General features: G+C 63.2%; 22 protein-coding genes and 1 pseudogene. 8 read left to right on the forward strand and 15 right to left on the reverse strand.

Annotated features, from left to right (window positions below; genetic code table 11):
- Positions 1-17: 17 nt before the first annotated feature.
- From ACIOVF_RS11540 to zwf, 5 genes are all read right to left on the reverse strand, one after another.
- The gene (locus ACIOVF_RS11540; protein ID WP_045196460.1) at positions 18-725 is read right to left on the reverse strand and encodes a monalysin family beta-barrel pore-forming toxin; all 708 of its coding nucleotides are present in this window, start codon (positions 723-725) and stop codon (positions 18-20) included.
- A 56-nt stretch (positions 726-781) separates the two neighbouring features.
- Positions 782-1,513: a monalysin family beta-barrel pore-forming toxin gene (locus ACIOVF_RS11545; protein WP_401289534.1), complete on the reverse strand. Its 732-nt coding sequence runs from the start codon at positions 1,511-1,513 to the stop codon at positions 782-784.
- 172 nt (positions 1,514-1,685) lie between these two features.
- Positions 1,686-2,360 (reverse strand): bifunctional 4-hydroxy-2-oxoglutarate aldolase/2-dehydro-3-deoxy-phosphogluconate aldolase, encoded by a 675-nt coding sequence (locus tag ACIOVF_RS11550; protein ID WP_195885758.1) that lies wholly within the window; start codon positions 2,358-2,360, stop codon positions 1,686-1,688.
- Between the two features lie 17 nt (positions 2,361-2,377).
- Positions 2,378-3,091 carry a 6-phosphogluconolactonase gene (pgl, locus tag ACIOVF_RS11555; protein WP_401289538.1) on the reverse strand — a complete coding sequence of 238 codons (714 nt, stop codon included), beginning with the start codon at positions 3,089-3,091 and terminating at the stop codon, positions 2,378-2,380.
- Positions 3,078-4,547 carry a glucose-6-phosphate dehydrogenase gene (gene zwf, locus ACIOVF_RS11560; protein WP_045196455.1) on the reverse strand — a complete coding sequence of 490 codons (1,470 nt, stop codon included), beginning with the start codon at positions 4,545-4,547 and terminating at the stop codon, positions 3,078-3,080. Before zwf ends, pgl begins: the two co-directional genes overlap by 14 nt.
- A 213-nt stretch (positions 4,548-4,760) precedes the next feature.
- Here zwf and hexR point away from each other — a divergent pair, with 213 nt between their 5' ends.
- Complete coding sequence (hexR, locus tag ACIOVF_RS11565) at positions 4,761-5,621, forward strand: DNA-binding transcriptional regulator HexR (protein WP_176794343.1); 861 nt, start codon at positions 4,761-4,763, stop codon at positions 5,619-5,621.
- On the opposite strand, the gene ACIOVF_RS11570 is transcribed toward hexR, so the two are convergent.
- The 10 genes from ACIOVF_RS11570 to edd all read right to left on the reverse strand — a co-directional run bounded on the left by ACIOVF_RS11570 (position 5,614) and on the right by edd (position 17,413).
- Entirely contained in the window at positions 5,614-6,468 is an 855-nt protein-coding gene (locus ACIOVF_RS11570; protein WP_045196451.1) for a D-hexose-6-phosphate mutarotase, read from the reverse strand. The two genes, hexR and ACIOVF_RS11570, sit on opposite strands and share 8 nt — an antisense overlap.
- A 143-nt stretch (positions 6,469-6,611) precedes the next feature.
- Complete coding sequence (locus ACIOVF_RS11575; protein WP_195885754.1) at positions 6,612-7,958, reverse strand: carbohydrate porin; 1,347 nt, start codon at positions 7,956-7,958, stop codon at positions 6,612-6,614.
- A 54-nt stretch (positions 7,959-8,012) separates the two neighbouring features.
- Positions 8,013-9,167: an ABC transporter ATP-binding protein gene (locus ACIOVF_RS11580; protein WP_045196447.1), complete on the reverse strand. Its 1,155-nt coding sequence runs from the start codon at positions 9,165-9,167 to the stop codon at positions 8,013-8,015.
- Between the two features lie 5 nt (positions 9,168-9,172).
- Positions 9,173-10,018 (reverse strand): carbohydrate ABC transporter permease, encoded by an 846-nt coding sequence (locus ACIOVF_RS11585; protein WP_401289543.1) that lies wholly within the window; start codon positions 10,016-10,018, stop codon positions 9,173-9,175.
- On the reverse strand, positions 10,011-10,919 hold the full coding sequence (locus ACIOVF_RS11590) for a carbohydrate ABC transporter permease (protein WP_401289546.1): 909 nt from the start codon (positions 10,917-10,919) through the stop codon (positions 10,011-10,013). Before ACIOVF_RS11590 ends, ACIOVF_RS11585 begins: the two co-directional genes overlap by 8 nt.
- A 135-nt stretch (positions 10,920-11,054) precedes the next feature.
- Positions 11,055-12,314 (reverse strand): ABC transporter substrate-binding protein, encoded by a 1,260-nt coding sequence (locus ACIOVF_RS11595; RefSeq protein ID WP_045196441.1) that lies wholly within the window; start codon positions 12,312-12,314, stop codon positions 11,055-11,057.
- Between the two features lie 145 nt (positions 12,315-12,459).
- Positions 12,460-13,917 carry an ATP-binding protein gene (locus ACIOVF_RS11600; RefSeq protein WP_401289550.1) on the reverse strand — a complete coding sequence of 486 codons (1,458 nt, stop codon included), beginning with the start codon at positions 13,915-13,917 and terminating at the stop codon, positions 12,460-12,462.
- Positions 13,898-14,596: a response regulator gene (locus tag ACIOVF_RS11605; RefSeq protein WP_401289967.1), complete on the reverse strand. Its 699-nt coding sequence runs from the start codon at positions 14,594-14,596 to the stop codon at positions 13,898-13,900. Before ACIOVF_RS11605 ends, ACIOVF_RS11600 begins: the two co-directional genes overlap by 20 nt.
- A gap of 40 nt (positions 14,597-14,636) precedes the next feature.
- Complete coding sequence (locus ACIOVF_RS11610) at positions 14,637-15,590, reverse strand: glucokinase (RefSeq protein WP_401289553.1); 954 nt, start codon at positions 15,588-15,590, stop codon at positions 14,637-14,639.
- On the reverse strand, positions 15,587-17,413 hold the full coding sequence (gene edd / locus ACIOVF_RS11615) for a phosphogluconate dehydratase (RefSeq protein ID WP_045196435.1): 1,827 nt from the start codon (positions 17,411-17,413) through the stop codon (positions 15,587-15,589). The genes ACIOVF_RS11610 and edd overlap by 4 nt, the downstream gene beginning before the upstream one ends.
- Positions 17,414-17,682: 269 nt before the next feature.
- Between edd and gap the strand changes: the two genes are divergently transcribed.
- The 7 genes and pseudogenes from gap to ACIOVF_RS11650 all read left to right on the forward strand — a co-directional run.
- On the forward strand, positions 17,683-18,684 hold the full coding sequence (gene gap, locus ACIOVF_RS11620; RefSeq protein ID WP_401289556.1) for a type I glyceraldehyde-3-phosphate dehydrogenase: 1,002 nt from the start codon (positions 17,683-17,685) through the stop codon (positions 18,682-18,684).
- A gap of 84 nt (positions 18,685-18,768) precedes the next feature.
- On the forward strand, positions 18,769-19,281 hold the full coding sequence (locus ACIOVF_RS11625) for an RNA polymerase sigma factor (protein WP_045196431.1): 513 nt from the start codon (positions 18,769-18,771) through the stop codon (positions 19,279-19,281).
- A gap of 93 nt (positions 19,282-19,374) precedes the next feature.
- Positions 19,375-20,337 carry a FecR domain-containing protein gene (locus tag ACIOVF_RS11630; protein WP_045196429.1) on the forward strand — a complete coding sequence of 321 codons (963 nt, stop codon included), beginning with the start codon at positions 19,375-19,377 and terminating at the stop codon, positions 20,335-20,337.
- A 119-nt stretch (positions 20,338-20,456) separates the two neighbouring features.
- Positions 20,457-23,051 carry a TonB-dependent receptor gene (locus tag ACIOVF_RS11635; protein WP_401289560.1) on the forward strand — a complete coding sequence of 865 codons (2,595 nt, stop codon included), beginning with the start codon at positions 20,457-20,459 and terminating at the stop codon, positions 23,049-23,051.
- A 134-nt stretch (positions 23,052-23,185) separates the two neighbouring features.
- Positions 23,186-23,800 (forward strand): biliverdin-producing heme oxygenase, encoded by a 615-nt coding sequence (locus tag ACIOVF_RS11640; RefSeq protein ID WP_093387105.1) that lies wholly within the window; start codon positions 23,186-23,188, stop codon positions 23,798-23,800.
- Positions 23,801-23,860: 60 nt separating this feature from the next.
- Complete coding sequence (locus ACIOVF_RS11645; protein WP_045196600.1) at positions 23,861-24,286, forward strand: YbaN family protein; 426 nt, start codon at positions 23,861-23,863, stop codon at positions 24,284-24,286.
- Positions 24,287-24,584: 298 nt separating this feature from the next.
- Positions 24,585-25,655 (forward strand): annotated as a pseudogene (locus tag ACIOVF_RS11650) (HAMP domain-containing protein); the annotation flags it as partial.
- Between the last annotated feature and the right edge of the window lie 37 nt (positions 25,656-25,692).

Genomic DNA, 25,692 nt, shown 5'->3' on the forward strand with positions numbered 1-25,692 from the left:
ATCAGTCTTTGAGGTAGTCAGAAACCCCAGAAACCGATATCGCCCTGCTCGCTATAGTGCTGGTAGCCCTCAAACAGGACCGCTTTTTTGATCTGCTCCCAGCTGATGGGATTGATGGATTCGTCGCTGGGCAACATGACAATTTTCTGCGTAGCAAACGAAGTCAGAAAGACCAGGTCTTCTCGAACCACGCGATCATATTCATCAACGACCAGATCGACGAGGTTGTTATCCGCCACCTGTTTAAACCTACCGCCCGCCAGCATCTTGTGCGCATAGACCATGTTGACTTGATATACATAGTTCGTCGCATGGGCAGGAACCGACAACGAACACTCGTCAGTGCTGGACTCGGAAAAGGCCTCACCGTAGACACTGGACTCAGTAATCTCCGCCCCCAGCCTGATCGCCCCCAACTTAATCCCGGCGCCGTAGGTTTTCGAGACGGCGGTTGCGTAACTTTTGCTCATCCCTTGCTGGGTAGTCACTTTGAACGTCTGCTCGACACTGAGCTTGTTAACCAGCGGCCTGAGGTATTCCAGGTAGGCGAAGATGGGTCGCGTCTGAACATTCCAAGAGGAGCCCAGGTAGCTGACGTCCCCTTCCACGGTCAGGCCATTTACCCAGCATCCATAATTGGATGCGCCTTCTGCAAACAAGTAGCGATCAATTTCGTAGGCGCCCTCTTTGAAAGGCAAGTTGCGTATTTCCGGTTGCTGATTCATCGGTGAATTCCTTGTCGAAACGATTATCGTCGGTAATATCCAGGTACGCCTGTTGATCAGTAGCGTTTTCGTGGATCCACAAGAGCGTCCATATCAAAACTCCAGGCGCCAGCATCGCCAGCCGTGGAGTAGTTATCGAGCAGTATCAGTTTGAACAGGTCGTCTCTGGACAGAGGCGGCTGCGCGCCTTGCACCTGCTCGTTGGCGCAAAGCCGACTGGTTGCCACCGAAGAAAGCAGTATCAAGTCGTTTTTCCCACCCGTGCGCACGACGCACGCATGTTTGGGACTGAACAGGCCACCGATAGTGTCAGCAGCAGCGAATACGCGATGGGCATAGACCAGTGCTACCTGATAAACCAAGTAGGTCGCACTACCCGGGACGAGTAACGATTGTTTTTGCGGCCGTGCAGGTGCCCAGGCCTGCTCGGAATCCATCCCGGTTTGAAGATTGGAAAACGCATTGACTTGATCAATCGCCGGCGCCACAGAACAGTCTTTTGCCGTGCCCTTGAAGAACCAAAGGTGATGCCCCTGAGCAGCGCTGACTTCTAAGCTCTGATTGCCAGTAGCCTGTATCACTCGCGTATCAACATAGGCCAGATAGGCAAAAACCGGCCGGCTGATAGTCGGCCATTTACGCCCTTTGAAGCTGACTTCGCCGTAGATTGACTGCCCGCTCACCCAGCAGCCTCGATTGGAATTTCGATCGCCAATCAGATAGCGTTCAATTTCGTACGACCCGCTCTTGAGCGGGAAGCCGATGGCTTCATGTACTTCTTCTTGCATAACGCACCTCAGTTAAAAGTCGTGCAGCCTCTTAACCGTACGGCGCGGTCGACAATCGCGACAGCCGGACGCCCTTCCCTACAACGCCAGCAACATCGAAAAATCACCGGCAAAAAAAAGGTGCGCCGACCAAGCGCACCTCAAAGCCGTGTAGCACACAACGAATTCGGTTTCAGTCCAGCAGTGCCAGGGCCTCGGCGCTGCAGGCTTGGATACGGGCCCAGTCGTGATTCTTGATCCAGCTGCTGTCAAGCATCCAGGTACCGCCCACGCACATCACATTGGCCAGGGCCATGTACTGTTTCACATTGCCCGGGTTGACCCCGCCGGTGGGGCAGAAACGCACGTCGCCGAACGGGCCGCCATAGGCCTTGATCGCCGCTACACCGCCGCTGATTTCGGCCGGGAACAGCTTGAAGCGCCGGTAGCCGAGGGCATAGCCCAGCATGATTTCCGACGGCGTGCTGATACCTGGCAGCAGCGGGATGTCGCTGTCGACGCCGGCCTCGAGCAAATCCTGGGTGATGCCCGGGGTGACCACGAACTGCGCGCCGGCCGCTTGCACGGCGGCAAACATCTTGCGGTCCAGGACCGTGCCCGCGCCGATGCACAACTCGGGGCGCTGCTCGCGCAGGACCTGGATGGCCTTGAGGCCATGGGAGGAGCGCAGGGTCACTTCCAGGGTCTTGATACCGCCGGCCGCCAGGGCGTCGGCCAGGGGCAGGATGTCTTCTTCGCGGGCGATGGTGATCACCGGCAGAATGCGCGCCTGGGTGCAGATCTGATCGATCCGGGCAATCTTGTCGGCCATGGAAGCTCCCGGCTGTTTCAGTTCATGCGTGGTCATAACGGCGGATCCTTGGCTCATGGGCACCAGTAAATATCCAGAGGGTCTTGTAAGAAGGCACGAATCGGCATCTCGGCCAGGTCATTGCCCGCCAGTGCGGCGCGCAGGGTAGCGAGTTTGCCCGGGCCTTGCACCGACAAGGCGGTAAAACCGGCGCTCGCCAGCAGCGCCCGGGTCATGCTCAGGCGTTGATGCGGCACGCTCGGCGCCAGCATCGGCAGACAACGGCGGGCGCTGTTCGGATCAAGACCTTCGGCAAGGTTCGGGCTGTTGGGGAACAGCGAGGCGGTATGGCCATCGTCGCCCATGCCCAGTACCAGAACGTCAATCGCTGGCAGTTCGGCCAGGGCCTGGTCGGCTTCCAGCGCTGCGGCGTCAAGGCTGCCAGCAGCGCGATAAAGGCTGAGGAACCGCGCCTTGGCAGCAGGGCCGGTCAACAGGTGGCGCTTGAGCAGGCCGGCATTGCTGTCGGCATGTTCCACCGGTACCCAGCGTTCATCGGCAAGTGTCACCAGTACCTTCGACCAGTCCAGCGGCTGCTTGAGCAGTGCGGCGAAGAACGCCACCGGGCTGCGGCCGCCGGACACCACCAGGGTGGCCTGGCCTTTAGCTGCAATAGCCGTATTCAGGCGCCCGGCCAAGTCCTTGGCCAGCCCTTCGGCCAATTGCGGCGCGGTGTTGAAATCATGTGCCGCGACGTTTGCCGGCAGTTGCAGTTCAGATATCGCCATACCAGGACCTCCCATCGCGGGTAATCAGTGCAATCGAGCTCATCGGCCCCCAGGAACCGGCGGCATAGGGCTTGGGCGCGTCCCCCGACTGTTTCCAGCCGGCGATCAGCTGATCGCACCACTTCCACGCGTATTCGATTTCATCCTTGCGCACAAACAGGTTCTGATTGCCGCGCATCACTTCCAGCAACAACCGCTCGTAGGCATCGGGGATCCGCGCGCTACGCCAGGTGTCGGAAAAATTCAGCTGCAAGGGCCCGCTACGCAGCTGCATGCCTTTGTCCAGGCCCTGCTCCTTGGTCATCACCCGCAGCGAGATGCCTTCGTCCGGCTGCAGGCGGATGATCAGCTTGTTGCCGATCTGCAAACGCTGTTCCGGGGCGAAGATGTAGTGCGGGGTTTCTTTGAAGTGGATGACGATCTGCGACAGCTTTTGCGGCATGCGCTTGCCGGTACGCAGGTAGAACGGCACCCCGGCCCAGCGCCAGTTACGGATATCGGCACGCAGGGCGACGAAGGTTTCGGTGTCGCTCTGGGCGTTGGCATTGTCTTCTTCCAGGTAGCCGGGCACCGGCTTGCCTTCGCTGTAGCCGGCAATGTACTGGCCGCGCACCACCTGGGTGCTCAGGCCCTCGCCCTTGATCGGCGCCAGGGCCTTGAGCACCTTGACCTTCTCGTCGCGGATGCTGTCGGCAGAGAGGTCACTGGGCGGGTCCATGGCAATCAGGCAAAGCAGCTGCAGCAGGTGATTCTGGATCATGTCGCGCAATTGCCCGGCCTTGTCGAAATAGCCCCAGCGCCCTTCGATGCCGACCTTTTCGGCAACGGTGATCTCCACGTGGGAGATCGAGTTCTGGTTCCACTGGGTTTCGAACAGGCTGTTGGCAAAGCGCAGGGCGATGAGGTTCTGCACCGTCTCCTTGCCCAGGTAATGGTCGATGCGGTAAACGCGATTTTCCGGAAAGTACTGGGCCACGGCGTCATTGACCCGCCGCGAGGACTCCAGGTCATGGCCGATGGGCTTTTCCAGCACCACCCGGGTACGGGCACTAAGGCCGGCCTTGTCGAGGTTCTCGCAGATGCCGCCATACACCGCCGCCGGGGTGGCGAAATAGGCGATCAGTTGGCTGTCGCTGCCGACCTGCTCGGCCAGGGCCTGGTAGTCCTCGGCCTTGAGGAAATCCACGTGCAGGTAGCTAAGTCGGGCGAGAAAACGCTGCAGAACCGGCGCCTCTATTTGCCCGGCAGGCACGAACTCCTGCAGGTGCACCTCGATCGACGCCAGGTGCTCAGCGACACTGCCCGGCTCGCGAGCCAGGGCCAGCACCCGGGTATCGGCGTGCAGCAGGCCGGCCCGGTCGAGCTGGTAGAGCGCCGGGAACAGCTTGCGCAAGGCCAGGTCGCCGAGGGCGCCAAACAGGGCAAAGGTGCAGGGTTCAACGCTGATCGAAGCCATGATGTTGGTTCTTTTATCAAGTTGACGTAGAAATACCGTTTTCAATCGCAGTTTTCAAGGAATAATGTAGTAAAAACCACAACATTTTACTCAATGGACAGATTCAAGTGGTGTGCCATCCATGCCATCAGTACGATAGGCCACCGTGTCAAAAGCCCGCTGCTGTCGCCAGCCGGCTGTCTCAACGACCCAAGGAAAACACCCATGGACCGCGTGCGAAACCTCCTGGAGCAGATCCAGGGCCGCCTCGAAGAGCTGAACAAGGCTGAGCGCAAAGTCGCCGAAGTCATCCTGCTCAACCCCCAGCAAGCCACCCGCTTCAGCATCGCCGCCCTGGCCCAGGCCGCCAAGGTCAGCGAGCCGACGGTCAACCGCTTCTGCCGCTCGTTCGGCGTCAGCGGCTACCCCGAGCTCAAGTTGCAACTGGCGCAGAGCCTGGCCAGTGGTGCCGCCTATGTCAGCCGGGCGGTGGAAGCCGATGACGACCCGGCCTCCTACACCCAAAAGATCTTCGGCAGCGCCATCGCCTCGTTGGACAGTGCCTGCCAGCAACTTGATCCACAGCTGGTCAGCCGCGCCGTCGACATGCTGATCCAAGCCCGGCAGATTCACTTCTTTGGCCTCGGCGCCTCGGCGCCGGTGGCACTCGATGCCCAGCACAAGTTCTTCCGTTTCAACCTGGCAGTGTCGGCCCATGCCGATGTGCTGATGCAACGCATGCTGGCCTCGGTGGCCCACACCGGCGAGCTGTTCGTGATCATCTCCTACACCGGGCGCACCCGCGAGCTGGTCGAAGTCGCGCGCCTGGCCCGGGAAAACGGCGCCTCGGTACTCGGCTTGACGGCCGCCGACTCGCCACTGGCCAAGGCCAGCAGCCTGAGCCTGAACATCCCGCTGCCCGAAGACACCGACATCTATATGCCGATGACTTCGCGGATCATCCAGCTGACCGTGCTCGACGTGCTGGCCACCGGCATGACTCTGCGCCGCGGCGTCGACTTCCAGCCGCACCTGCGCAAGATCAAGGAAAGCCTCAACGCCAGCCGCTACCCGATCGACGACGAACTCAACTGAGCAAGTGCGCCTGCAGCCGCAGGTGTGCTTGCTCACCCGGCGCCAGGCTCAGGCTGTCACTGCTGCCGCTGGCCGCCTCGACACAGACGAAGCCCAGGGTTTCGCTGCCACTGACGCCCATCAACGGCCGGCTGCCGGGGTGCCAGACCACGGTGTCCTCGCTGTCACCGGTATCGATGCACAACTGGCGCTGCCAGGCTGGGTCGTGCAACTGCAGGGTCGCCGCATTGGGGAATACCCGCTGGCAACCGCCATGGACCTTCAAGGCGCCCTTCTGCCGGCAGGCCTGACGGTTCAAACGGTCGTAACCCTCAATGTTTTCTAGCCCAGACAGCGCTATCTCGGAAACGTCACTAATACGCCAGTAGGCCAGCAGAGCATGACTCAACTGACAAGGCTGGCTGTCCTGGTGCTCGGTACTCAGTTGCAGCTCCATGCGCTTGCCCAGTTTGGCCAGCAGGTCGACCTGCCAGTCGCACAGTTGCAGGCGCCACTTGAGGGTCACGCCGTCTGCGTCTTCGCTGCTGTCAATCAGCTTCCAGTCAAGCAGGCGCGCCCAGCCATGGGCCGGCCACATGTCCTCGCTGGGGTGACGGCCGTACCAAGGCCAGCACACCGGCACGCCACCACGAATGGCGCCGACTTGCGGCCACTGCGCCGCACACCACAGCCAGGGGCGCTCGCCCTGGGGCTGGAAGTGCAATAACTGCGCGCCCTGACGGCTGAATACTGCCTGGCATTGCGGGTGATCGATGATCAGCACATCGCGCTGCTGGTAACGCTCCCACTCGAAGGTCGGCCTGGGCCTCTGCGAAGTGAAGAAACGTTGTAGCGGGTGCTCTGGCATGGCGGGAAACTCTTGTTGTTAGTGAGGGCCTCATCGCGGGTCAAGCCCGCTCCCACAGGTTCTGCGCAATCCATGTGGGAGCTGGCTTGCCAGCGATCGACCGCACAGCGGTCGCAATATGCGTAAATTTACAACATATCGCCTCAGAACGACGACTGAATCTTCAACCCGGCGACCAGCGCGTTATCCACCTCATCCACCCCACCCGGGCTCTTGATGTACTGCAGGTTCGGCCGCACGGTCAGCCAGTTGGTAACGTGGAAGCCGTAGTACAGTTCGGCGTTGTACTCAGTCTTCTGGATCGGCACGAAATCGGCGTCGTTGTAATCCGCGATACCGCTCTGCTGGTTGAGCAGTTTTGCCCTGTCCTGCACGTCATCGTTGACGTGGATGCGCGCCACGCCAAAGCCGATGTCATCCTTGGGCCGGCCATCGAAGGCGCCCTTGTAGACCATGCCCACCTGCTGATAGTTGTCGACCACGTTGGTGGCCTTGTCGTGCACGGTGAAGTTGGCGAACAGGCTCAGGCCGCGGTTGGCATCACCGTTGTGCGCAGTGACCTGCTGCTGGGCCACCACCCACCAGCCATGCTTGCTCGAATGCGACTTGAAGGCGGCGCCGGTCAATGCCTGGGGCTGGCCATTGAGGTCTTCATAGACGTCATCGGCCTTGGCCGTGCTGTAGTAGTAACCCAGGCGGTACTCGCCCGGCAGGCCGTTGACCTGCGGCGACCAGACCAGCTCCACCGGCAGGATCATGCCCTTGGTGCCGCTGCCGCTGAGCTTGAAGCCGTTGCCGGTCTCAAGGTTGGAGGGGTTCTGCTCATACACGCCGACCTGGGCGAAGAACTCCGGGGTGATGTTGTACTTGACCCGCATGGCCCACTGGCTGACCGGCCAGTTGTACCAGATGCCGCCAACCCAGTTACCCACCTGCGAGCCGCAGAACGCCAGGTTCTGGAAGTCGCAGGGGAAGCTGTTGAAATCCTCGCCTTCACCGAAACGGCCGACCTTGATATCCAGGGCGCCATCGAAATACTTCTGCTTGACCCACATCTGCGTCAGGCGCCAGGTCTGGCCACGGCCCCAGACTTCCTGCACCGAACTGAACTGGCCGGCACGCGGGTCGCTGATGCGGTCGTTGGACAGGTTGCGCCCGCTACGCTCGGTGATCGCCAGCTTGAACTCGGCATCGTGCCAGCCGAAGATCTTCTCCAGGTCCAGGTGCGCACCGAGGGCGAACTGGTCGCTGTAACGGGCAGTCTTGTCGTCGTTGTAGCCACCATTGAGGTTACCGGCCACCTCGCCGACGTAATCGAGGGTGAAGTCGTAACCCTTCTCCAGCAATTCGGTGCGGGTACCGCCCCAGTCGCCGCTCATCCATTTCGACTCCGGGGCAAAGGCGCCGGCCGCCTGCGCCCCGCAACTGACGCCCAGGGCCGCCAGCAGGGTCAGCGGCGCCAGCGGCTTGATACGCTTGAAGTGATCCATCCCTTGTTTCCTCGTTTTATTGTTCTCGATGGGTTTCTACGTTCTATAACGTATTCAGCGGCCCTTGAATTGGGCGACATTGTCCTGACTTGTCTGCGCGGGTGCGGCAACACCCAGGCGCTCACCCGTGGCGGCATCGAACAGCAGCACCCGCGCCGGGTCGAACTGCAGGTTGAGGGTGTCGCCGACCTGGGTTGGCACATCCGGGGCCAGGCGGCAGCAGACTTTGGTCTGGTTGAGCGTGACGAACACCAGCAGGTCCGGCCCGGTGGGCTCGGTGATCTGCACTTCGGCACGAATGCTCGGCAAGCCGTTGGCCTGGGCCGGGGCCAGGGCGATCTGTTCGGGACGAATGCCGAGGATCACTTCTCGCTCCTCCAGGCCCGCGACATTGAACCCCAAGGGTAGCTCGCAACGCGCCTGGCCACTGTCGAGCAGGGCCAGCAGGCGGCCGTCTTTGCGCTGCAGGCGCAGGGGAATGAAGTTCATCGGCGGCGAACCGATGAAGCTTGCGACGAACAGGTTGGCCGGGTCGTTGTAAATCTGCTGCGGGGTGCCGAACTGCTGGATCAGCCCGTCTTTCATCACCGCCACCTTGTCGCCCAGGGTCATGGCCTCGATCTGGTCGTGGGTGACGTACACCGTGGTGGTCTTCAGGCGCTGGTGCATCAGCTTGATCTCGGTGCGCATCTCCACCCGCAGCTTGGCGTCGAGGTTGGACAGCGGCTCGTCGAACAGGTAGATCTTCGGCCGCCGCGCCAGCGCCCGGCCCATGGCCACGCGCTGCTGCTGGCCGCCGGACAGTTGCCCGGGCTTGCGTGCCAGCAGGTGCTCGATCTGCAGCAGCTTGGCCACCCGCGCCACTTCTTCATCGATGGCGGCGGCGGGCATCTTGCGCATCTTCAGGCCGAAGGCGATGTTGTCGCGCACGTTCATGGTCGGGTACAGCGCGTAAGACTGAAACACCATGGCGATGTCGCGGTCCTTGGGGCTCATGCCACTGATGTCGGCATCATCCACCAGGATCGCCCCGCCGCTGATCTGTTCAAGGCCGGCGATGCAGTTCATCAGGGTCGACTTGCCACAGCCGGACGGCCCGACCAGGATCAGGAACTCGCCGGAGTCGATCGACAGCTCGATGTTCTTCAGGGTATCCGGCATGCCGCTGCCGTAGCTCTTGTTGACGTTGCGCAGTTCAAGCGTTGCCATTGTGTTTACCCCTTGACCGCGCCGGCCGTGAGCCCGCGCAGGAAATACTTGCCAGCCAGCACATAGACCAACAGGGTCGGTAACCCGGCGATCATCGCCGCCGCCATGTCGACGTTGTATTCCTTGACCCCGGTGCTGGTGTTGACCAGGTTGTTCAGGGCCACGGTGATCGGTTGCGCATCGCCGCTGGCGAACACCACGCCGAAGAGAAAGTCGTTCCAGATCTGGGTGAACTGCCAGATCAGGCAGACCATGATGATCGGCACCGACATCGGCAGCAGGATGCGCCCGAAGATGGTGAAAAACCCCGCGCCATCGAGCCGCGCCGCACGCACCAGCGCCTCCGGCACGCTGCAGTAGTAGTTGCGGAAAAACAGCGTGGTAAAGGCCAGCCCGTAGACGATATGCACCAGCACCAGGCCAGTGGTGGTGCTGGCCAGGCCCAGCTTGCCGAGGGTGAACGAAGCGGGCAGCAGCACGGTCTGGAACGGCAGGAAGCAGCCGAACAACAGCAATCCGAAGAACAGCTGCGAGCCCCGGAAGCGCCACATCGACAGCACGTAACCGTTCAACGCGCCGAGCAGGGTCGAGATCACCACCGCCGGCACGGTGATCTTCACCGAGTTCCAGAAGTAGCCGCCGACCGTGTCCCAGGCCTTGATCCAGCCGACGCCGGTGATTACCTCGGGCCAGCTCAGCAGGTTGCCGGTACGGATGTCCTCCGGCGACTTGAAGCTGGTCAGCAGCATCACGACCAGCGGGATCAGGTACAGCGCGCAGGCCAGGATCAGGGTCGAGTAAATCGCCAGGCGGCTGAAGCTCAACGAGCGGGGAGCAAGGGACCTAGTCATGGCGCTTGCTCCTCAGTTCCGAATACAGGTAAGGCACCAGGATCGACAGGATCGCGCCGAGCATCAGGATCGCGCTGGCCGAGCCCATGCCCATCTGCCCGCGGCTGAAGGTGAAGGAGTACATGAACATCGCCGGCAGGTCCGAGGCATAGCCCGGGCCGCCTGCGGTCATCGCCGCGACCAGGTCGAAGCTCTTGATGGCGATGTGCGCAAGGATCATCAGCGCGCTGAAAAACACCGGGCGCAAACTCGGTAAAACGATACGCAGGTAGATGCTCGGCAGGCTGGCGCCATCGACCTGCGCGGCGCGGATGATCGACTGATCGACGCCGCGCAGGCCGGCCAGGAACAGCGCCATGACAAAGCCCGAGGCCTGCCACACGGCAGCGATCACCAGGCAGTAGACGACCCGGTCGGGGTCCACCAGCCAGTCCAGGCGAAAGCCTTCCCAGCCCCAGTCGCGAAGCATCTTGTCCAGGCCCAGGCCGGGGTTGAGCAGCCACTTCCAGGCGGTGCCGGTGACGATCATCGACAGCGCCATGGGGTACAGGTAAATGGTGCGAATGAAGCCTTCGCGGCGGATGCGCTGGTCGAGCAGCACCGCCAGCAGCACGCCGATCACCAGGCTGATGGCGATGAACATGCCGCCGAACAGCAGCAGGTTCTTGCTCGCCACCCACCAGCGGTCGTTCTCCATCAGCCGTGCGTACTGCGCAAGGCCCACCCATTTGTAGCTGGGCATGAAGCTTGAGTTGGTGAAGGACAGGACGAAGGTCCAGAGGATGTAGCCGTAAAAGCCCACCAGGACGATCAGCATGCTTGGCGCCAGCACCAGTTTCGGTAACCAGCGCTGCAGGGCGTCCAGGGGTGAGGCCTTGTTGAGTGTGGCAACAGTGCTCATCAGAAAGTCTCGGTTGAAGGGCGGCGCTGCGCACCGCATCGCTGGCAAGCCAGCTCCCACAATGGACTGCATGCACCGACCCTGTGGGAGCTGGCTTGCCAGCGATGAAGCCCCGCAGAGTCGTTGCCTACACCATCACTTAGCCGACTTGATCGCCGAACTCAGCTGCTTGACCGCTGTCGCCGGGTCGGCTTTGGGGTCGTTGAAGAAGTTGGTGACGACATCGAAGATCGCCCCCTGCACCGCCAGCGAAGTCGCCATGTTGTGGGCCATGCTCGGTTGCAGGCCGTCGCCTTTTTCCGCTTCCTTGAAGTCCACCGCCGACTTTTGCGTACAGGCGTCGAACAGGCTCATGTCCATGTCCTGGCGTACCGGCAGGGAGCCCTTGTTCTGGTTGAAGACGGTCTGGAACTGCGGCTCCAGGGCGACCTTGGCCAGGTCGTTCTGGGCCTTGATGTCGTCCTCGTTCTTGAGCTTGAACATCGCCAGCGAGTCGATGTTGTAGGCAAAGCTGCCCTGGGTACCGGGGAAGGCCACGCACTGGTAGTCCTTGCCCGCCACCTTGCCGGCGGCGGTCCATTCGCTCTTGGCCCAGTCGCCCATGATCTGCATGCCGGCCTTGCCGTTGATGACCTCGGCGGCGGCAATGTTCCAGTCACGCCCGGCGCGGTTGGGGTCCATGTAGGTGCCCAGGCGTTGCAGGGTCTTGAATACCTCGACCATCTTCTCGCCGGTCAGGGTGCTTTCATCCAGTTCGACAAAGGCTTGGTGATAACCCTTGGGCCCGAGAATGCTCAGCACCAAGTCTTCGAAGACCGTGCTGTCCTGCCACGGCTGACCACCATGGGCCAGCGGGATGAAACCGGCCGCCTTGAGCTTGTCGGCGGCAACGAACAGCTCATCGAGGGTAGTCGGCACCTTGGCCCCGGCCTTGTCGAACACCTGCGGGTTGATCCACAGCCAGTTGACCCGGTGAATGTTCACCGGCACCGCCACATAGTGGCCGTCGTACTGCATGATCTGCGCGACTTTCTTCGGCAGCAGGGCATCCCAGTTGTTGGCCTTGGCGACATCGTCGAGTTCTGTGAGCAGGCCCAGCGCACCCCATTCCTGGATGTCCGGCCCCTTGATCTGGGCGGCGCCCGGCGGGTTGCCGGCCACGGCGCGGCTTTTCAGTACGGTCATGGCCGCGGCGCCACCGCCACCGGCGACGGCGTTGTCCTTCCAGGTGAAGCCGTCTTTCTCGACTTGTTCCTTGAGGGTTTTCACCGCTGCGGCTTCACCACCGGAAGTCCACCAATGAGTGACTTCAACGGTACCGTTGGCGGCAATTGCACTGAGGGGCAACAAGGAGGCGAGGGAAATGACAGCGGCGAGGCGATTGATCGCATTCATCGAGAGAAACCTTTTCTTGTTGTTATGCAGGTGCAAGTCGTGGTGCTTGCGCTTGCATCGGAGTCTAACCAGCGGCACGGGGGCTGCAGGTAACGAAGGGATGCGCGAATGTCACCAGCTGGTGACATTCGCCCGAATGAGGGTGTCAGTCATTGCTGCGCGGCAGGCTCAAGGTCACCCGCAGGCCCCCTTCACGCAGGTTGCGCAGGCTCACCTCGCCGCCGTGGCTGTGGGCGATGTTGCGCGCAATACCCAGGCCCAGGCCATAGCCCTGCTGCTGCCCGGCCAGGCGAAAGTGCGGCTCGAACACCTGCTCCTGGCGCTGCTCGGGCACGCCCGGGCCTTCGTCATCGACCTGCAGGACGAAGCCGCTGTCGCTGTCGATGATGCGCAGGTGGGCGCGCTCGCCGTACTTCAAGGCGTTGTCGATCAGGTTGCCGATGCAGCGTTTGAGCGCCAGCGGCTTGCCCGGATACGGCGCCAGGGCTCGGCCTTCGAGGGTGATCTGGCCACTGCCCAGGTACGGCTCGACCAGGCATTCGAGCACCTGATTGAGGTCGATTCGCTCGATGTTCTCGTGGATGTCGGTGTCCTTCACGCACTGCAGCGCGCCCTTGACCAGCATCTCCAGCTCATCGAGGTCGCGGCCGAACTTGGCCTGCAACGGCTCGTCGTCGAGCAGCTCGACCCGCAAGCGCAAGCGCGTGATCGGTGTGCGCAGGTCGTGGGAGATGGCGCTGAACAACTGGCTGCGCTCGGTCAGGTAGCGGCTGATGCGTTCGCGCATGGCGTTGAAGGCGCGGCCCACCTCCTCCACTTCGCTGCCGCCGCCTTCGGTCACCGGCTCGACATCAGCGCCCAGCGACATCTCCCGCGCAGCCAGGGCCAGGCGCTTGAGCGGGCGACTCTGCCAGTGCACCAGCAGGCCGATGAACAGCAGCAGGAACGAACTGGTGAGGACGATGAACCACAGCTGCTGGCTGGGCAGACCCTGCTCTTCGAGGCTGGTATAGGGCTCGGGCAGCAGCGAGGCAATGTACAGCCATTCGTCTTCGGCGAGGTGGATCTGGGTCACCAGCACCGGCGGGTTGATCGGCTCCAGGGTCAGCGCATAGTGGGCCCAGGAGCGCGGCAGCTCATCGAGTTTCAGGCCGCTGTTGAAGATTCGCAGGTCTTGCGGGCTGACGAACTGGATGGAAATTTCCAGCTGCGCCCCCAGGCGCTGGTGCAGCACCTCGCCGACGGCATCGATCACCGCGGCCTTGCGCGGCGTGGCGGGCAGTACCTGCATGTCCAGGGGTTTATCGTTGAGGGACACGACGAAACGGGTGCCGCCCATGCTGCGCAACTGGTCGAGCACCATCGGCCGGTACGCTACCGGCAGCGAACGAAAATAGCTGACGCTGGCACTCATCGAATGGGCCAGGCTACGGGCGCTGGCAACCAGGCCTTGCATCTGGCTGGCGCGCAGTTGCGACAGCCAGATCAGGCTCGAGAGCGCTTGCGCCAACAGCACTACCAGCAAGGTCAACAGCAGCATGCGCCCCAGCAGCGAGCGCGGCAGCGGCAGGCGCCAGCGCCCGTCAGTGCGCAGGCGCAACATTGGCCGCCAGCAAGTAACCACTGCCGCGCACGGTACGAATCAAGCGTGGCGGCTTTTCGGTGTCACGCAGGCGCTGGCGCAGGCGGCTGACCGCCATGTCGACGATGCGGTCCAGCGGCATCGGCTCGCGGCCACGGGTGGCGTTGCCAATGGTGTCGCGGTCGAGGATCTGTTGCGGGTGATCGAGGAACAGCTTGAGCAAGGCAAAATCGGCGCCGGACAGAATCACCTCTTCACCGTCGCGGTGGAACAGCCGGTGGCTGATGGTATCCAGGCGCCAGTCATCGAAGGCCAGCACGTCGCCGCCATAGCGCTCCTGGCCAAAGCCGGCACGGCGCAGCAGCGCCTTGATCCGCGCCTGCAGTTCGCGCGGGCTGAAGGGTTTGCCCAGGTAATCATCGGCGCCCAGTTCCAGGCCGATAACCCGGTCGGCTTCGTCGGAGCTGGCAGTGAGCATGATGATCGGCACCTGCGCCAGGCGCGGATGCTGGCGCACCCAGCGACACAGGCTGAAGCCATCTTCGTCGGGCAGCATCACGTCGAGGATCACCAGGTCGCAGTCGCTGGCGCCCAGGGCCTGGCGAAAGCCACGGCCGTCGGCCACCGCCTGGACGCTGAAACCGGCGCGGCTCAGGTAGGCCTGCAGCAGTTCACGGATGTCCTGGTCGTCGTCGACCATCAGTATCGACTTGCTCACGAATCACTCCTTGCTCCACCGCTCAACCGGCTTGTTGCAACGCCACGCCGGCCCCGAGCAAGCCGGAGAATTCGGCGGTCACCAACCATACCGGGACATCCTTGAAGTAGCCACTCATGCAGCCCTTGTCGGCAAAACTGGCGGCAAAGCCGCTGGCCAAAAACAGCTCGGCAAAGCGCGGAATGATGCCGCCGACGATAAACACCCCGCCTCGCGCGCCAAGAGTCAGCACGTTGTTGCCCGCCACCCGGCCAAGGAACCGGCAGAACTGCTCGATCACCGCCAGGGCAACCGGCTCGCCGGCCAGCGCCGCGTCGGTGATCGCCGCCGGGCTCTGCAATGGCGCAGGCTGGCCATCGAGGGCGCAGATGGTCTGGTACAAGCGCAACAGGCCGCCGCCGCTGAGCACGGTCTCGGCGCTGACATGGCCGATTTCGTTGGCGATCTGCTGATGTATCTGCGCTTCGCGGGCATTACCCACCGGCAGGTCGACATGCCCGCCCTCGCCCGGCAGCGCCATCCAGCGCTCATCACCCAGGCTCAGCAAAGTGCCGACGCCAAGGCCGGTGCCCGGACCGATCACCAGCGCCGGGCGGCCTGGATCCGGCGCGCCTTGGCAGACACTGCGGTACTCGCCCGCCTGCAGGCGGGTCATGCCCAGGGCCATGGCAGTGAAATCGTTGATCAGCAGCAAGCGCTCGACCTGCAAGGTGTTGCAGAACGCCTCGCGGCTGAGGCGCCAGTGGTTGTTGGTAAAGCGAAACTCGTCGCCATCGACCGGCCCGGCCACCGCCAGGCACACTGCGCCCAGCTCGCCGCGGGCCAGGCCCTGGGCGGCCAGATAAGCGCCGATGGCCTGTTCCGGGCTGGTGTAGTCGGCCGTGGCAAAGACCTGCACCGCATGCATGCGGTTGTCTTCCCAAAGAGCAAAGCGTGCATTGGTGCCGCCGATATCGCCGACCAGTGCACGCTTCATTTGAGTGTCTCCAGCGCCGAGGTGAAGGCGCTGGCGCCCTTCTCGGCCGGGCTCAGGGCGGTACGCAGGAAGCCGAACAGCTCGCGGCCGCAACCCAGGTCGTTGCCGGTCGGCGCGGCGGGCAGTTGACGATCGGCCAGCTCTGCGGCACTGAGTTTCACCGTCAGGGTGCCGGCGACGCCATCGACGCGGACGATATCGCCGTCACGCAAGCGCGCCAGCGGGCCGCCGTCGAAGGCTTCGGGGCAGACGTGAATGGCTGCGGGGATTTTCCCCGAAGCACCGGACATGCGCCCGTCAGTTACCAGCGCGACCTTGAAACCACGATCCTGCAGCACGCCGAGGAACGGGGTCATCTTGTGCAGCTCGGGCATGCCGTTGCAGCGCGGGCCCTGGAAGCGCATCACGGCGACGAAGTCACGCTCAAGCTGGCCGGCCTGGAAGGCATCGGCCAGTGCTTGCTGGTCATGGAACACCAGTGCCGGGGCTTCGACCACCTGGTGCTCGGCGGCGACGGCGGACACCTTCATCACCCCGCGACCGAGGTTGCCTTCCATCACCCGCAGACCGCCTTCGGGCGAGAACGCCCGCGCCACGGGGCGCAGGATCGCCTCGTCGAGGCTGGCCTGCGGGCCTTCGCGCCAGACCAGTTTGCCGGCCTCAAGGAACGGCTCCCGGGTGTAGCGGCGCAGGCCGTGGCCAGCGACGGTGTTGACGTCTTCGTGGAGCAAACCGGCATCGAGCAGTTCGCGAATCAGGAAGGCCATGCCACCGGCAGCCTGGAAGTGGTTGATATCGGCCTTGCCGTTCGGATAGACGTGGGACAGGGTCGGCACCACTTCCGAAAGCTGCGCCATGTCCTGCCAGGTCAACTGGATGCCGGCGGCCTGGGCAATCGCCGGCATGTGCAGGGTGTGGTTGGTCGAGCCGCCGGTGGCGTGCAGGGCGACGATGGAGTTGACCAGGGATTTCTCGTCGACGATCTCGCCCAGCGGCATGAAGCTGCCACTGGCCTTGGTCATGCGCGTGACTTGCTGCGCAGCCTCGACAGTGAGGGCGTCGCGCAGCGGCGTATAGGGGTTGACGAAGGAGGCGCCCGGCAGGTGCAGGCCCATCACTTCCATCAACAGCTGGTTGGTGTTGGCGGTGCCGTAGAAGGTGCAGGTGCCGGGGCTGTGGTAGGACTTCATCTCCGATTCCAGCAGCTCTTCGCGGCTGGCCTTGCCTTCGGCGTAGCGCTGGCGCACATCGGCTTTCTCCTTGTTGGAGATGCCTGACGGCATCGGCCCACCGGGGACGAATACGGTCGGCAGGTGGCCAAAGCGCAGCGCGCCCATCAGCAGGCCGGGGACGATCTTGTCGCAGATGCCGAGCATCAGCGCCGCGTCGAACATGTTGTGCGACAGGGCAATGGCGGTGGACATGGCGATCACTTCGCGGCTGGCGATGCCCAGCTCCATGCCCGGCTCACCCTGGGTGACGCCGTCGCACATGGCCGGCACGCCGCCGGCGAACTGGCCGACCGAGCCGATCTCGCGCAGCGCCTGTTTGATCTGTTCGGGGTAATGCTCGTAGGGCTGATGCGCCGAGAGCATGTCGTTGTAGGCGGAGACGATGGCGACGTTGGCCGCGTTCATCATCCGCAGGCTGTCTTTGTCCTGGCTGCCACAACCGGCGACACCGTGAGCGAAGTTGGCGCATTGCAGCTTGGCGCGCATCGGCCCGTCGCTGGCGGCCCCGCGAATCAGCTCAAGGTAGCGTTCACGGGTGGGGCGACTGCGGGCGATCAGCCGTTGGGTGACCTCAAGAATGCGCGGATGCATGTACTGGACTCCAGGCTATCGGTGGTTGCGACCTCTGCGGCGGTTTCCCTTATCAACGATCGCGGCCTAGGCTCAAGGGCAGGGGCGATGCGTTGCGGGAGGGACGGCTTGGCCGATCGCTCGTTGTAGATTGAATAAAATATTGCCAGCAAAAAGGCTTGTTTTCTATTTTTTTACGAATAATCTTGTAATTCCAACAACAAAATCAGATGCAGTGAAGCAAAACTTCAATTGCCACGGGCTTCACCCGGTCTGCCAGAGGTAGCTCCATGACCCTTCGTATCGCAATCAATGGCTTTGGCCGCATCGGCCGCAACATCCTTCGCGCACTCTATACCCAAGGCTACCGTCAGGACCTGCAGGTCGTCGCCATCAACGACCTGGGCGACAGCGCGATCAATGCCCATCTGCTCAAATACGACAGCGTCCACGGCAGCTTTGCTGCCACGGTTGAATCCGATCACGAGAGTATTACCGTCAACGGCGACCGCATCGCCGTCAGCGCCATCCGCAACCCGGCGGAATTGCCGTGGAAAGCCGAAGCCATCGATGTGGTGTTCGAATGCACCGGGTTATTCACCGAACGCGCCAAGGCCGCCGCCCATCTTACTGCCGGGGCCGGCAAAGTCATTATCTCGGCGCCGGCCAAGGGCGCGGATGCCACCGTGGTGTACGGGGTCAACCATGACATCCTGCGCCCTTCGCACCAGATCATCTCCAGCGCTTCGTGCACCACCAACTGCCTGGCGCCGCTGGCCCAGGTGCTGCACCGCGAGTTCGGCATCGAGCAGGGGCTGATGACCACCATCCACGCCTATACCAACGACCAGAGCCTCACTGACGTTTACCACAGCGACCCGTACCGCGCCCGGGCGGCAACCCAGTCGATGATCCCGAGCAAGACCGGCGCCGCCGAAGCCGTGGGCCTGGTGCTGCCGGAACTGGCCGGCAAGCTCACCGGCATGGCCGTGCGGGTGCCGGTGATCAACGTGTCGCTGGTCGACCTTACCGTCAATCTTGAGCGCGAGGTCACGGCCGAGGCCGTCAACGCGCTGTTCAAGGAGGCCAGCCGGCACTCCAAGGTATTGGGCTACAACAGCCTGCCGCTGGTGTCCTGCGACTTCAACCACAACCCGCTGTCGTCGATTTTCGACGCCAACCACACCCGCGCCAACGGGCGCATGCTCAAGGTACTGGCCTGGTACGACAACGAATGGGGCTTCTCCAACCGCATGCTGGATAACTGCCTGGCACTGTGCAACGCCCGCTAGGATCACAACCTCGCAGGAGGCAGTACTTGACCAAAGCGTTGATGATAAGCATTATCATTCGCCACGCCATGGTCGGGTACCGCTGTGAGTCAGTCCCAGTTCAACGTCGTTTTCCTCGCCCAGCGGGTCAGCCTGCTGCGCACCCTGCAGCGCATGGTGGATAACCCCAGCACTGCCGAAGACCTGTTGCAGGAGACTTACCTGCGGGTTACCCGTGCCCTTGGCGAACGCCCCATCGAGCACCTGGAACCCTTCGTTTTCCAGACTGCGCGCAACCTCGCCCTTGATCACTTGCGCGCGCGCCGGGCGCAGTCGCGCAACCTGGTCGAGGACGTGCCCGAGCAAATTCTGCACAACGTCGCCGCCCCCAGCAGCAGCGCCGAAGACGCCGCCCACGCCGAACAACTGCTCAAGCGCCTGAGTGTCAGCCTCGCCCAGTTGACCGAGCGCCAGCAACGCATCTTCATCCTCAGCCGCCTGCACGGCGCCAGTTACCTGGAAATCGCCGAACAGTTGAACGTGTCGGCAAGCACGGTTCAGAAGGAACTGAAACTGATCATGGCCATCTGTGTAGGGGTAGCCGACCGGCTGAAGTAAACAGCCCGTCGTGGATCGCAGCTAAAACCTTGCCATCCCCATGGATACCCCGGATCATTCGCAAAAAGCGTCAGCCCCGCCAAGGACCCACCCGTGACCGACAGTCCCCCTCCTCGCCCCGCGCCGCCTGGCCAAGCTGCCAGTGACCAGGCCATGGACCAGGCCCTGGACTGGCTGATCCGCCTGCAATGTGCCAGCGCCGAAGACACCCAGGCCTTCGAAGCCTGGCTCGAGGCTGACCCGGCCAATGCCCGCGCCTATGTCGAGGCCGAGGCCATCTGGAACGGCGCGCCCTTGCGCCAGGCAGCCGGGCAACTGCACCAGGTGCAGCGTCGCAGCCTGCGCTCACGCATCCGCCCGCACTACAAGCCCCTGGCCGCAGCCGCTGTGCTGCTGGTGGGGATTTTCACCGTCGGCAACCTGCCGGTGCGCCTTCAGGCCGATCACCTGACCGTGGTCGGTGAACGCCAGCGCTTGCAACTGGACGACGGCTCCAAGGTGTTGCTCAACACCAATTCGGCCTTTGCCAGCGACCTGCGCGACAACCGCCAGGTTGCCCGGCTGCTGCAGGGCGAGGCCTATTTCGAGATTCCCGCTGGCGCCCAACCGCCCCTGGAGCTGCAAGCCGGCCCGTTGCGCGCCAGTGTGCGCGACACCGACTTTGCCGTGCGCTACCTCAACGGCGAAGCCCAGGTGCGGGTGCAACGCGGCGATGTCGACCTGCAGGCCAGCAGCGACCAGCGCATTCGCCTGTCGGCGGGCGACAGCATCAGCGTCGGCCCCAATGGCTTTGGCCAGCGCGGGCGTCTGGATGCGCAAAAAGACCTGGCCTGGGTCCAGGGCCGGCTGGTGTTCGAAAACTGCCCGCTGAACCAGGTACTGGCCGAATTGCGCCGCTACTACCCGGGGTGGATCATCAACAGCAACCAACAGTTGGCGAACGTCGCGGTCACCGGCAACTACCGCCTCGACCAGCCGCTGGAAACCCTGCGCGCTCTGGCCCACATCACCTCGGCGCAGCTGCATGAGTACCCGGCGCTGGTGATTCTCAACTGAGGCAAAAGTTTTTTTACGCGATCCCTGACGCTGTTACGTCTCGTTATAGCTAATGCAACTGATTCTTATTTTTGAATCAGCCAGCACCTATAACATTTGCGCGACAGGGAGCGCTTTCGATGTCCACTGGTTTCACTCGTCGATCTTCAGCCACTTCACGTACCCCCGGCCTGCACCGTTGCACGCTCTCCCTGTTGACCCTGGCCATGCTCGCCAGCGGTGCCTGCAGCCTGCCGGCGCTGGCCGCTGAGCCGGCCCAGGCCAGTGCCCCGCGCATGGGCGACTACCGCTTTGCCATCAGCCAACAGCCGCTGGTGTCAGCGCTCAATGCCTTTACCTCGGTCACCGGCTGGCAAGTGGGCTTCTCTGCCGAACTGGCCGAAGGCGTCGCCTCGCCGGGCGTGCATGGCTCACTGAAGCCTGAGGCCGCCCTGCAGCGCCTGCTGGCCGGCACCGGCCTGAGCTACCGCACCTTGAGCAGCGCCAACGTGGTGATCGAACGCAGCGCCGGCAAGGCCATCGCCCTGCAGCAGATCACCGTCAGCGCCACCCGCAGCGCCCAGGACGTCAGCCAGGTGCCGAGCACCGTCAGCGTGCAGACCCGCGAACAACTCGACCGCCAGAACGTCAACAACATCAAGGAACTGGTGCGTTACGAGCCTGGCGTTTCGGTCAGCGGCACCGGCCAGCGCAGCGGCCTGAACGGCTACAACATCCGCGGTATCGACGGCGAGCGGGTGCTGACCCAGATCGACGGCGTGTCGATCCCCGACAGCTTCTTCTTCGGCCCCTACGCCCAGACCCAGCGCAACTACGTCGACCCTGAAATCGTCAAGCGCGTGGAGATCCTCCGTGGCCCGGCCTCGGTGCTGTACGGCAGCAACGCCATTGGCGGCGCGGTCAGCTACTTCACCCTCGACCCCGACGACATCATCAAGCCCGGCCAGGACGTCGGCGCACGCCTGAAGACTGGCTACAGCTCGGCAGATGAGAGCTGGCTGAACTCGGCCACCGTTGCCGGCCGCCAGGGCGAGTTCGACGGCCTGCTGCACCTGAGCCAGCGCAACGGCCATGAAACCGAGTCCTACAGCAGCCACGGCGGCACCGGCCTGGCGCGCACCGCCGCCAACCCGGAAGATGTGCGCACCACCAACATCCTCGCCAAGGCCGGCTGGAACTACGCCGACGACGCACGCTTGGCCTTCACCTATGAAAACTACAAGGACGACCGCGACCTCAAACAGAAAAGTGCCGTGGGCGGGCCGTTCATTCCTGGCTTCGGCGCGATGAACTCGTACCGCGACCGCACCGGCAACGACACCGTGACCCGCGAGCGCTTCGGCATTAACCATGAATTCGCACTCGGTAGCGTGCTGGCCGACAACATGAAGTGGAGCCTGAACTACCAGATCGGCAAGACCGACCAGCGTACCGAAGAGCTCTACTTCGCCTCCGGTCGCCAGGTGTTCCGTGACCGCCAGACCACTTACAAGGACCGCCAGTGGGTGTTCGACGCCCAGCTGGACAAGGCCTTCAGCATCGGCGCCACCGAGCACCTGCTGACCTACGGCACCACCCTCAAGCACCAGAAGGTCACCGGTTCGCGCAGCGGCACTGGCACCTGCCTGAACGTCGGCGGCGCCTGCCGCTTCATCGGCCAGATCAGCGCCAGTGACAGCCAGGCACTGGTCAGCGACTTCCCTGACCCGACCGTCAACACCTACAGCCTGTTCGCCCAGGATGAAATCCGCTGGAACCAGTGGACCTTCCTGCCAGGCGCGCGCTACGACTACACCGAACTCAAGCCGCACATGACCGACGAGTTCCTGCGTGGGGTTGGCGCCAGCCCTACCGACCCGGTTGATGACGATGCGAAGAAATGGCACCGGGTCTCGCCCAAGTTCGGCCTGACCTACGCCTTCAACGACAACTACACCTGGTATGGCCAGTACGCCGAAGGCTTCCGCACGCCGACCGCCAAGGCGCTGTATGGCCGCTTCGAAAACCCGGGCCTGGGCTACAGCGTGCGCGGCAACTCCAACCTCGAACCGGAAAAGAGCAAGAGCTACGAGACCGGCCTGCGCGGTAACTTCGAAGCGGGTAACTTCGATGTCGCGGTGTTCTACAACAAGTACCGCGACTTCATCAACGAAGACGCCGTGCAGGGCAGCAACCTCGGCCAGACCTTCGAAGCCAACAACATCAAGCACGCCACCATCAAGGGTGCCGAGTTCAAGGGCCGCCTGAACCTCGACGCCTTCGGTGCGCCGCACGGCCTCTACACCCAGGGCTCGCTGGCCTACGCCCATGGCCGCAACGACGACACCGGCCAGCCGCTCAACAGCGTCAACCCGCTGACCGCGGTGATGGGCCTGGGTTACGAGCAAGAGCAATACGGCGCGCTGCTGAGCTGGACCCTGGTCAAGCGCAAGGATCGCGTCGACGACACCACCTTCTTCGCCCCCGACGGCACCAGCAAGCAGTTCCGCACCCCGGGTTACGGCGTACTCGATTTGACCGGGTTCTACAAAGTCAGCGATGACATCACCGTCAACGCCGGCCTCTACAACCTGACCGACAAGAAGTACTGGCAGTGGGATGACGTGCGCGGCTACGACGGCCTCGGTGAAGCGGCAGTGACCGCCCCCGCCAACCTCGACCGCCTGACCATGCCAGGCCGTAATTTCGCCATCAACCTGGTCTGGGACATCTGATCAGCCACCTGTAGGAGCGGGCTAGACCCGCGATGGGCTGCAAATGCAGCCCCCCCACAGGTGAGGTTTTTTTACTGTCCCGCGTCTTCTCATTCGTCTAGTCATCAGGCACGCCCATTTCGCAAGGAATCACCATGACCGCCGCTACCACCGCCGAACGCGCCAGCCTGCGCTCGCAACGCTTGAACCAGCTGACCCACGCCCCGCACACCGAGCTGGACGCCCTGGTCAAATCCCACGCGCCGTTCGAAACCCGCGAGAGCTTCGCCCGCTTCGTGGTTGCCCAGTACCTGTTCCAGTCCGAGCTCAAGGCGCTGTACACCGACCCGGCGCTGATCGCCATCGTCCCTGACCTCGCCGCACGCTGCCGCGCCGAACAGGCCGGCCTGGACCTGGCTGACCTGAACACCGAGATCCCCGCCGACTTCGCCGGCGCCCTGCAAAACCCCAGCCTGGGTGAAGCCATGGGCTGGATCTTCGTCTCCGAAGGCTCCAAGCTCGGCGCCGCCTTCCTGATCAAGCGTGCCGTCGGCCTGGGCCTGTCGGACAGCTTCGGTGCCCGTCACCTGGGCGAGCCGGCCGGTGGCCGCGCTGAAGGCTGGAAGCAGTTCACGCGCATCCTCGACGGCCTGGAACTGAGCGCCGAAGAAGAAGCCAAGGCCGAGCAAGGCGCCGTGGCCGCCTTCGAGCGTTTCACCGAGCTGCTCAAACACGCTTACGCAACTGCGCCTAAAGCCGAACTGGCCTGATGCGCCGTACCCGGTTACCCTCGTGGTAACCGGGCCTTGCCCGTGCACACCGACAAGCCCATGACCCGCCCAGCCGCTTCAAAACTCTCGCGCCTGCTCTTCGGCCTGCTGGCTTACGTAAGCCTGGGCATCGGCCTGGTAGCGATCGTGATTCCCGGCCTGCCCACCACCGAGTTCATCCTCCTCGCCGCCTGGGCCGCCACCCGCAGCTCGCCGCGCCTGAGCGCCTGGCTGGAAAACCACCGGCTGTTCGGGCCGATCCTCAGCAACTGGCGCAACGGCAAGGTAATCCAGCGCCGGGCCAAGGTCAGCGCCACTGTCAGCATGCTGCTGTGCGCTGGCCTGATGCTGGTGTTTCTCGAGCACCGCTGGCCGGTGTTTCTCGCCATCGCCGGCATGAGCCTGGGTAACCTGTGGATCTGGTCGCGGCCAGAAACCGCGCCCTTGAGCCTTGCCGACCGTTCATCGGCGAGCACTCATGGCTAAGGCTATAAGGCCGATGAACTGTTATCGCTAAAAGGATGTAGCGAATCGAGCCCGCCCGTGGCTCGGTCCTCTACCGGCCTGCCTTTTAGCGAGTACGTCCATGTTCGACACGCTCTCGATCCGCCTGAAAATCGTCCTGCTCTCCGGCCTCTGCCTGCTTGGCGTGGTCGCACTCGTCGTCGGTATCAACCTGTATCAATCGCACCAGAGCGATGAGCTGGTCGGCGACGCCAGCACCACCATGCTCACCCGCAATGTCCAGGCCCTGCTGCAGGCCCGCGCCGGCGAAAAGGCCGAGATGCTGCGGCGTACTTTCAGCGACAGCCAGACCGTCATCACCGCCCTCGCCGACCAGGTCCAGGACTTACAGCAACTGGCTCGCGAGCGCGGCCTGAGCGCTGGCGACCTGCGTGAAGCGATCAACCAGAGCCTGGCCACCAGCTTCAAGCGCAACCCCGACGTGCTGGGCGTGTGGCTGGCCTTCGAGGCCGACGGCCTGGACGGCGGCGACAGTGCCTTTGCCAACGACGCCAAACGCCTGAGCAACGAGAGCGGGCGCTTTGCCAGCTACTGGAGCCGCGCCCAGGGTCAGGCGCTGAACACTGTGATCAGCGATGTCGACCTGAACAAGACCGAGATCAATCTCAGCGGCACGCCCTACAACGTCTGGTACACCTGCTCGCGCAACAGCGCGCGCTCCTGCCTGCTTGAGCCCTACTCCGACACCGTCGGCGGCAAGCAGATGCTGATGACCAGCATCACCATGCCGCTGCTGCACAACGGCAAGGTGATCGGCGTGGCCGGTGTGGATATTTCTCTCGATGCCCTGCAGGCGGCTGCCGCCAAGGCCCAGCAGGAGCTGTTCAACGGCGCCGGCCACCTGATGATCGTCGCCCCCAGCGGCTTGCTGGCGGCCAACAGCGACGATGCCGGCAAGGTCGGCAAGGCCATCGACCAGGACGGCCAGCAGGCGCTGCAGAAGCTCGCCGGCAACCAGCCACTGATCCTTGAACAAGGCGATACCATCCGCGCCGTCAATCCGGTGCAGCCGATTGCCGACAGCAAACCCTGGGGCATCCTTATCGACCTGCCCAAGCAGGTGCTGCTGGCCGACGCCATCAGCCTGCAGGCGACCCTTGAAGAGGCCCGCACCAGCGGTACCCTCAAAGTGGTGCTATTCGCCACCCTGGCCGGCCTCGGCGGCCTGCTGCTGATGTGGCTGACCGCCACCGGCGTGACCCGCCCGCTCAACAGCGTAGCGAGCATGCTCGAAGACATCGCCAGCGGCGACGGCGACCTCACCCAGCGCCTGCGCTATGCGCGCAAGGACGAGCTGGGGCGGCTGACCGGCGGCTTCAACCGCTTTCTCGACAAGCTGCAGCCGACCATCGCCCAGATCAAACAGA

Source organism: Pseudomonas sp. NPDC087612, from assembly GCF_044743505.1.
GTDB lineage: Bacteria > Pseudomonadota > Gammaproteobacteria > Pseudomonadales > Pseudomonadaceae > Aquipseudomonas.

Coding starts and splice junctions, on each gene's coding strand:
- ACIOVF_RS11540 (WP_045196460.1), bottom strand. CDS start 725: ATGAATCAGCAACCGGAAATACGCAACTTGCCTTTCAAAGAGGGCGCC.
- ACIOVF_RS11545 (WP_401289534.1), bottom strand. CDS start 1,513: ATGCAAGAAGAAGTACATGAAGCCATCGGCTTCCCGCTCAAGAGCGGG.
- ACIOVF_RS11550 (WP_195885758.1), bottom strand. CDS start 2,360: ATGACCACGCATGAACTGAAACAGCCGGGAGCTTCCATGGCCGACAAG.
- pgl (WP_401289538.1), bottom strand. CDS start 3,091: ATGGCGATATCTGAACTGCAACTGCCGGCAAACGTCGCGGCACATGAT.
- zwf (WP_045196455.1), bottom strand. CDS start 4,547: ATGGCTTCGATCAGCGTTGAACCCTGCACCTTTGCCCTGTTTGGCGCC.
- ACIOVF_RS11570 (WP_045196451.1), bottom strand. CDS start 6,468: ATGCCAGAGCACCCGCTACAACGTTTCTTCACTTCGCAGAGGCCCAGG.
- ACIOVF_RS11575 (WP_195885754.1), bottom strand. CDS start 7,958: ATGGATCACTTCAAGCGTATCAAGCCGCTGGCGCCGCTGACCCTGCTG.
- ACIOVF_RS11580 (WP_045196447.1), bottom strand. CDS start 9,167: ATGGCAACGCTTGAACTGCGCAACGTCAACAAGAGCTACGGCAGCGGC.
- ACIOVF_RS11585 (WP_401289543.1), bottom strand. CDS start 10,018: ATGACTAGGTCCCTTGCTCCCCGCTCGTTGAGCTTCAGCCGCCTGGCG.
- ACIOVF_RS11590 (WP_401289546.1), bottom strand. CDS start 10,919: ATGAGCACTGTTGCCACACTCAACAAGGCCTCACCCCTGGACGCCCTG.
- ACIOVF_RS11595 (WP_045196441.1), bottom strand. CDS start 12,314: ATGAATGCGATCAATCGCCTCGCCGCTGTCATTTCCCTCGCCTCCTTG.
- ACIOVF_RS11600 (WP_401289550.1), bottom strand. CDS start 13,917: ATGTTGCGCCTGCGCACTGACGGGCGCTGGCGCCTGCCGCTGCCGCGC.
- ACIOVF_RS11605 (WP_401289967.1), bottom strand. CDS start 14,596: ATGGTCGACGACGACCAGGACATCCGTGAACTGCTGCAGGCCTACCTG.
- ACIOVF_RS11610 (WP_401289553.1), bottom strand. CDS start 15,590: ATGAAGCGTGCACTGGTCGGCGATATCGGCGGCACCAATGCACGCTTT.
- edd (WP_045196435.1), bottom strand. CDS start 17,413: ATGCATCCGCGCATTCTTGAGGTCACCCAACGGCTGATCGCCCGCAGT.
- gap (WP_401289556.1), top strand. CDS start 17,683: ATGACCCTTCGTATCGCAATCAATGGCTTTGGCCGCATCGGCCGCAAC.
- ACIOVF_RS11635 (WP_401289560.1), top strand. CDS start 20,457: ATGTCCACTGGTTTCACTCGTCGATCTTCAGCCACTTCACGTACCCCC.
- ACIOVF_RS11640 (WP_093387105.1), top strand. CDS start 23,186: ATGACCGCCGCTACCACCGCCGAACGCGCCAGCCTGCGCTCGCAACGC.
- ACIOVF_RS11645 (WP_045196600.1), top strand. CDS start 23,861: ATGACCCGCCCAGCCGCTTCAAAACTCTCGCGCCTGCTCTTCGGCCTG.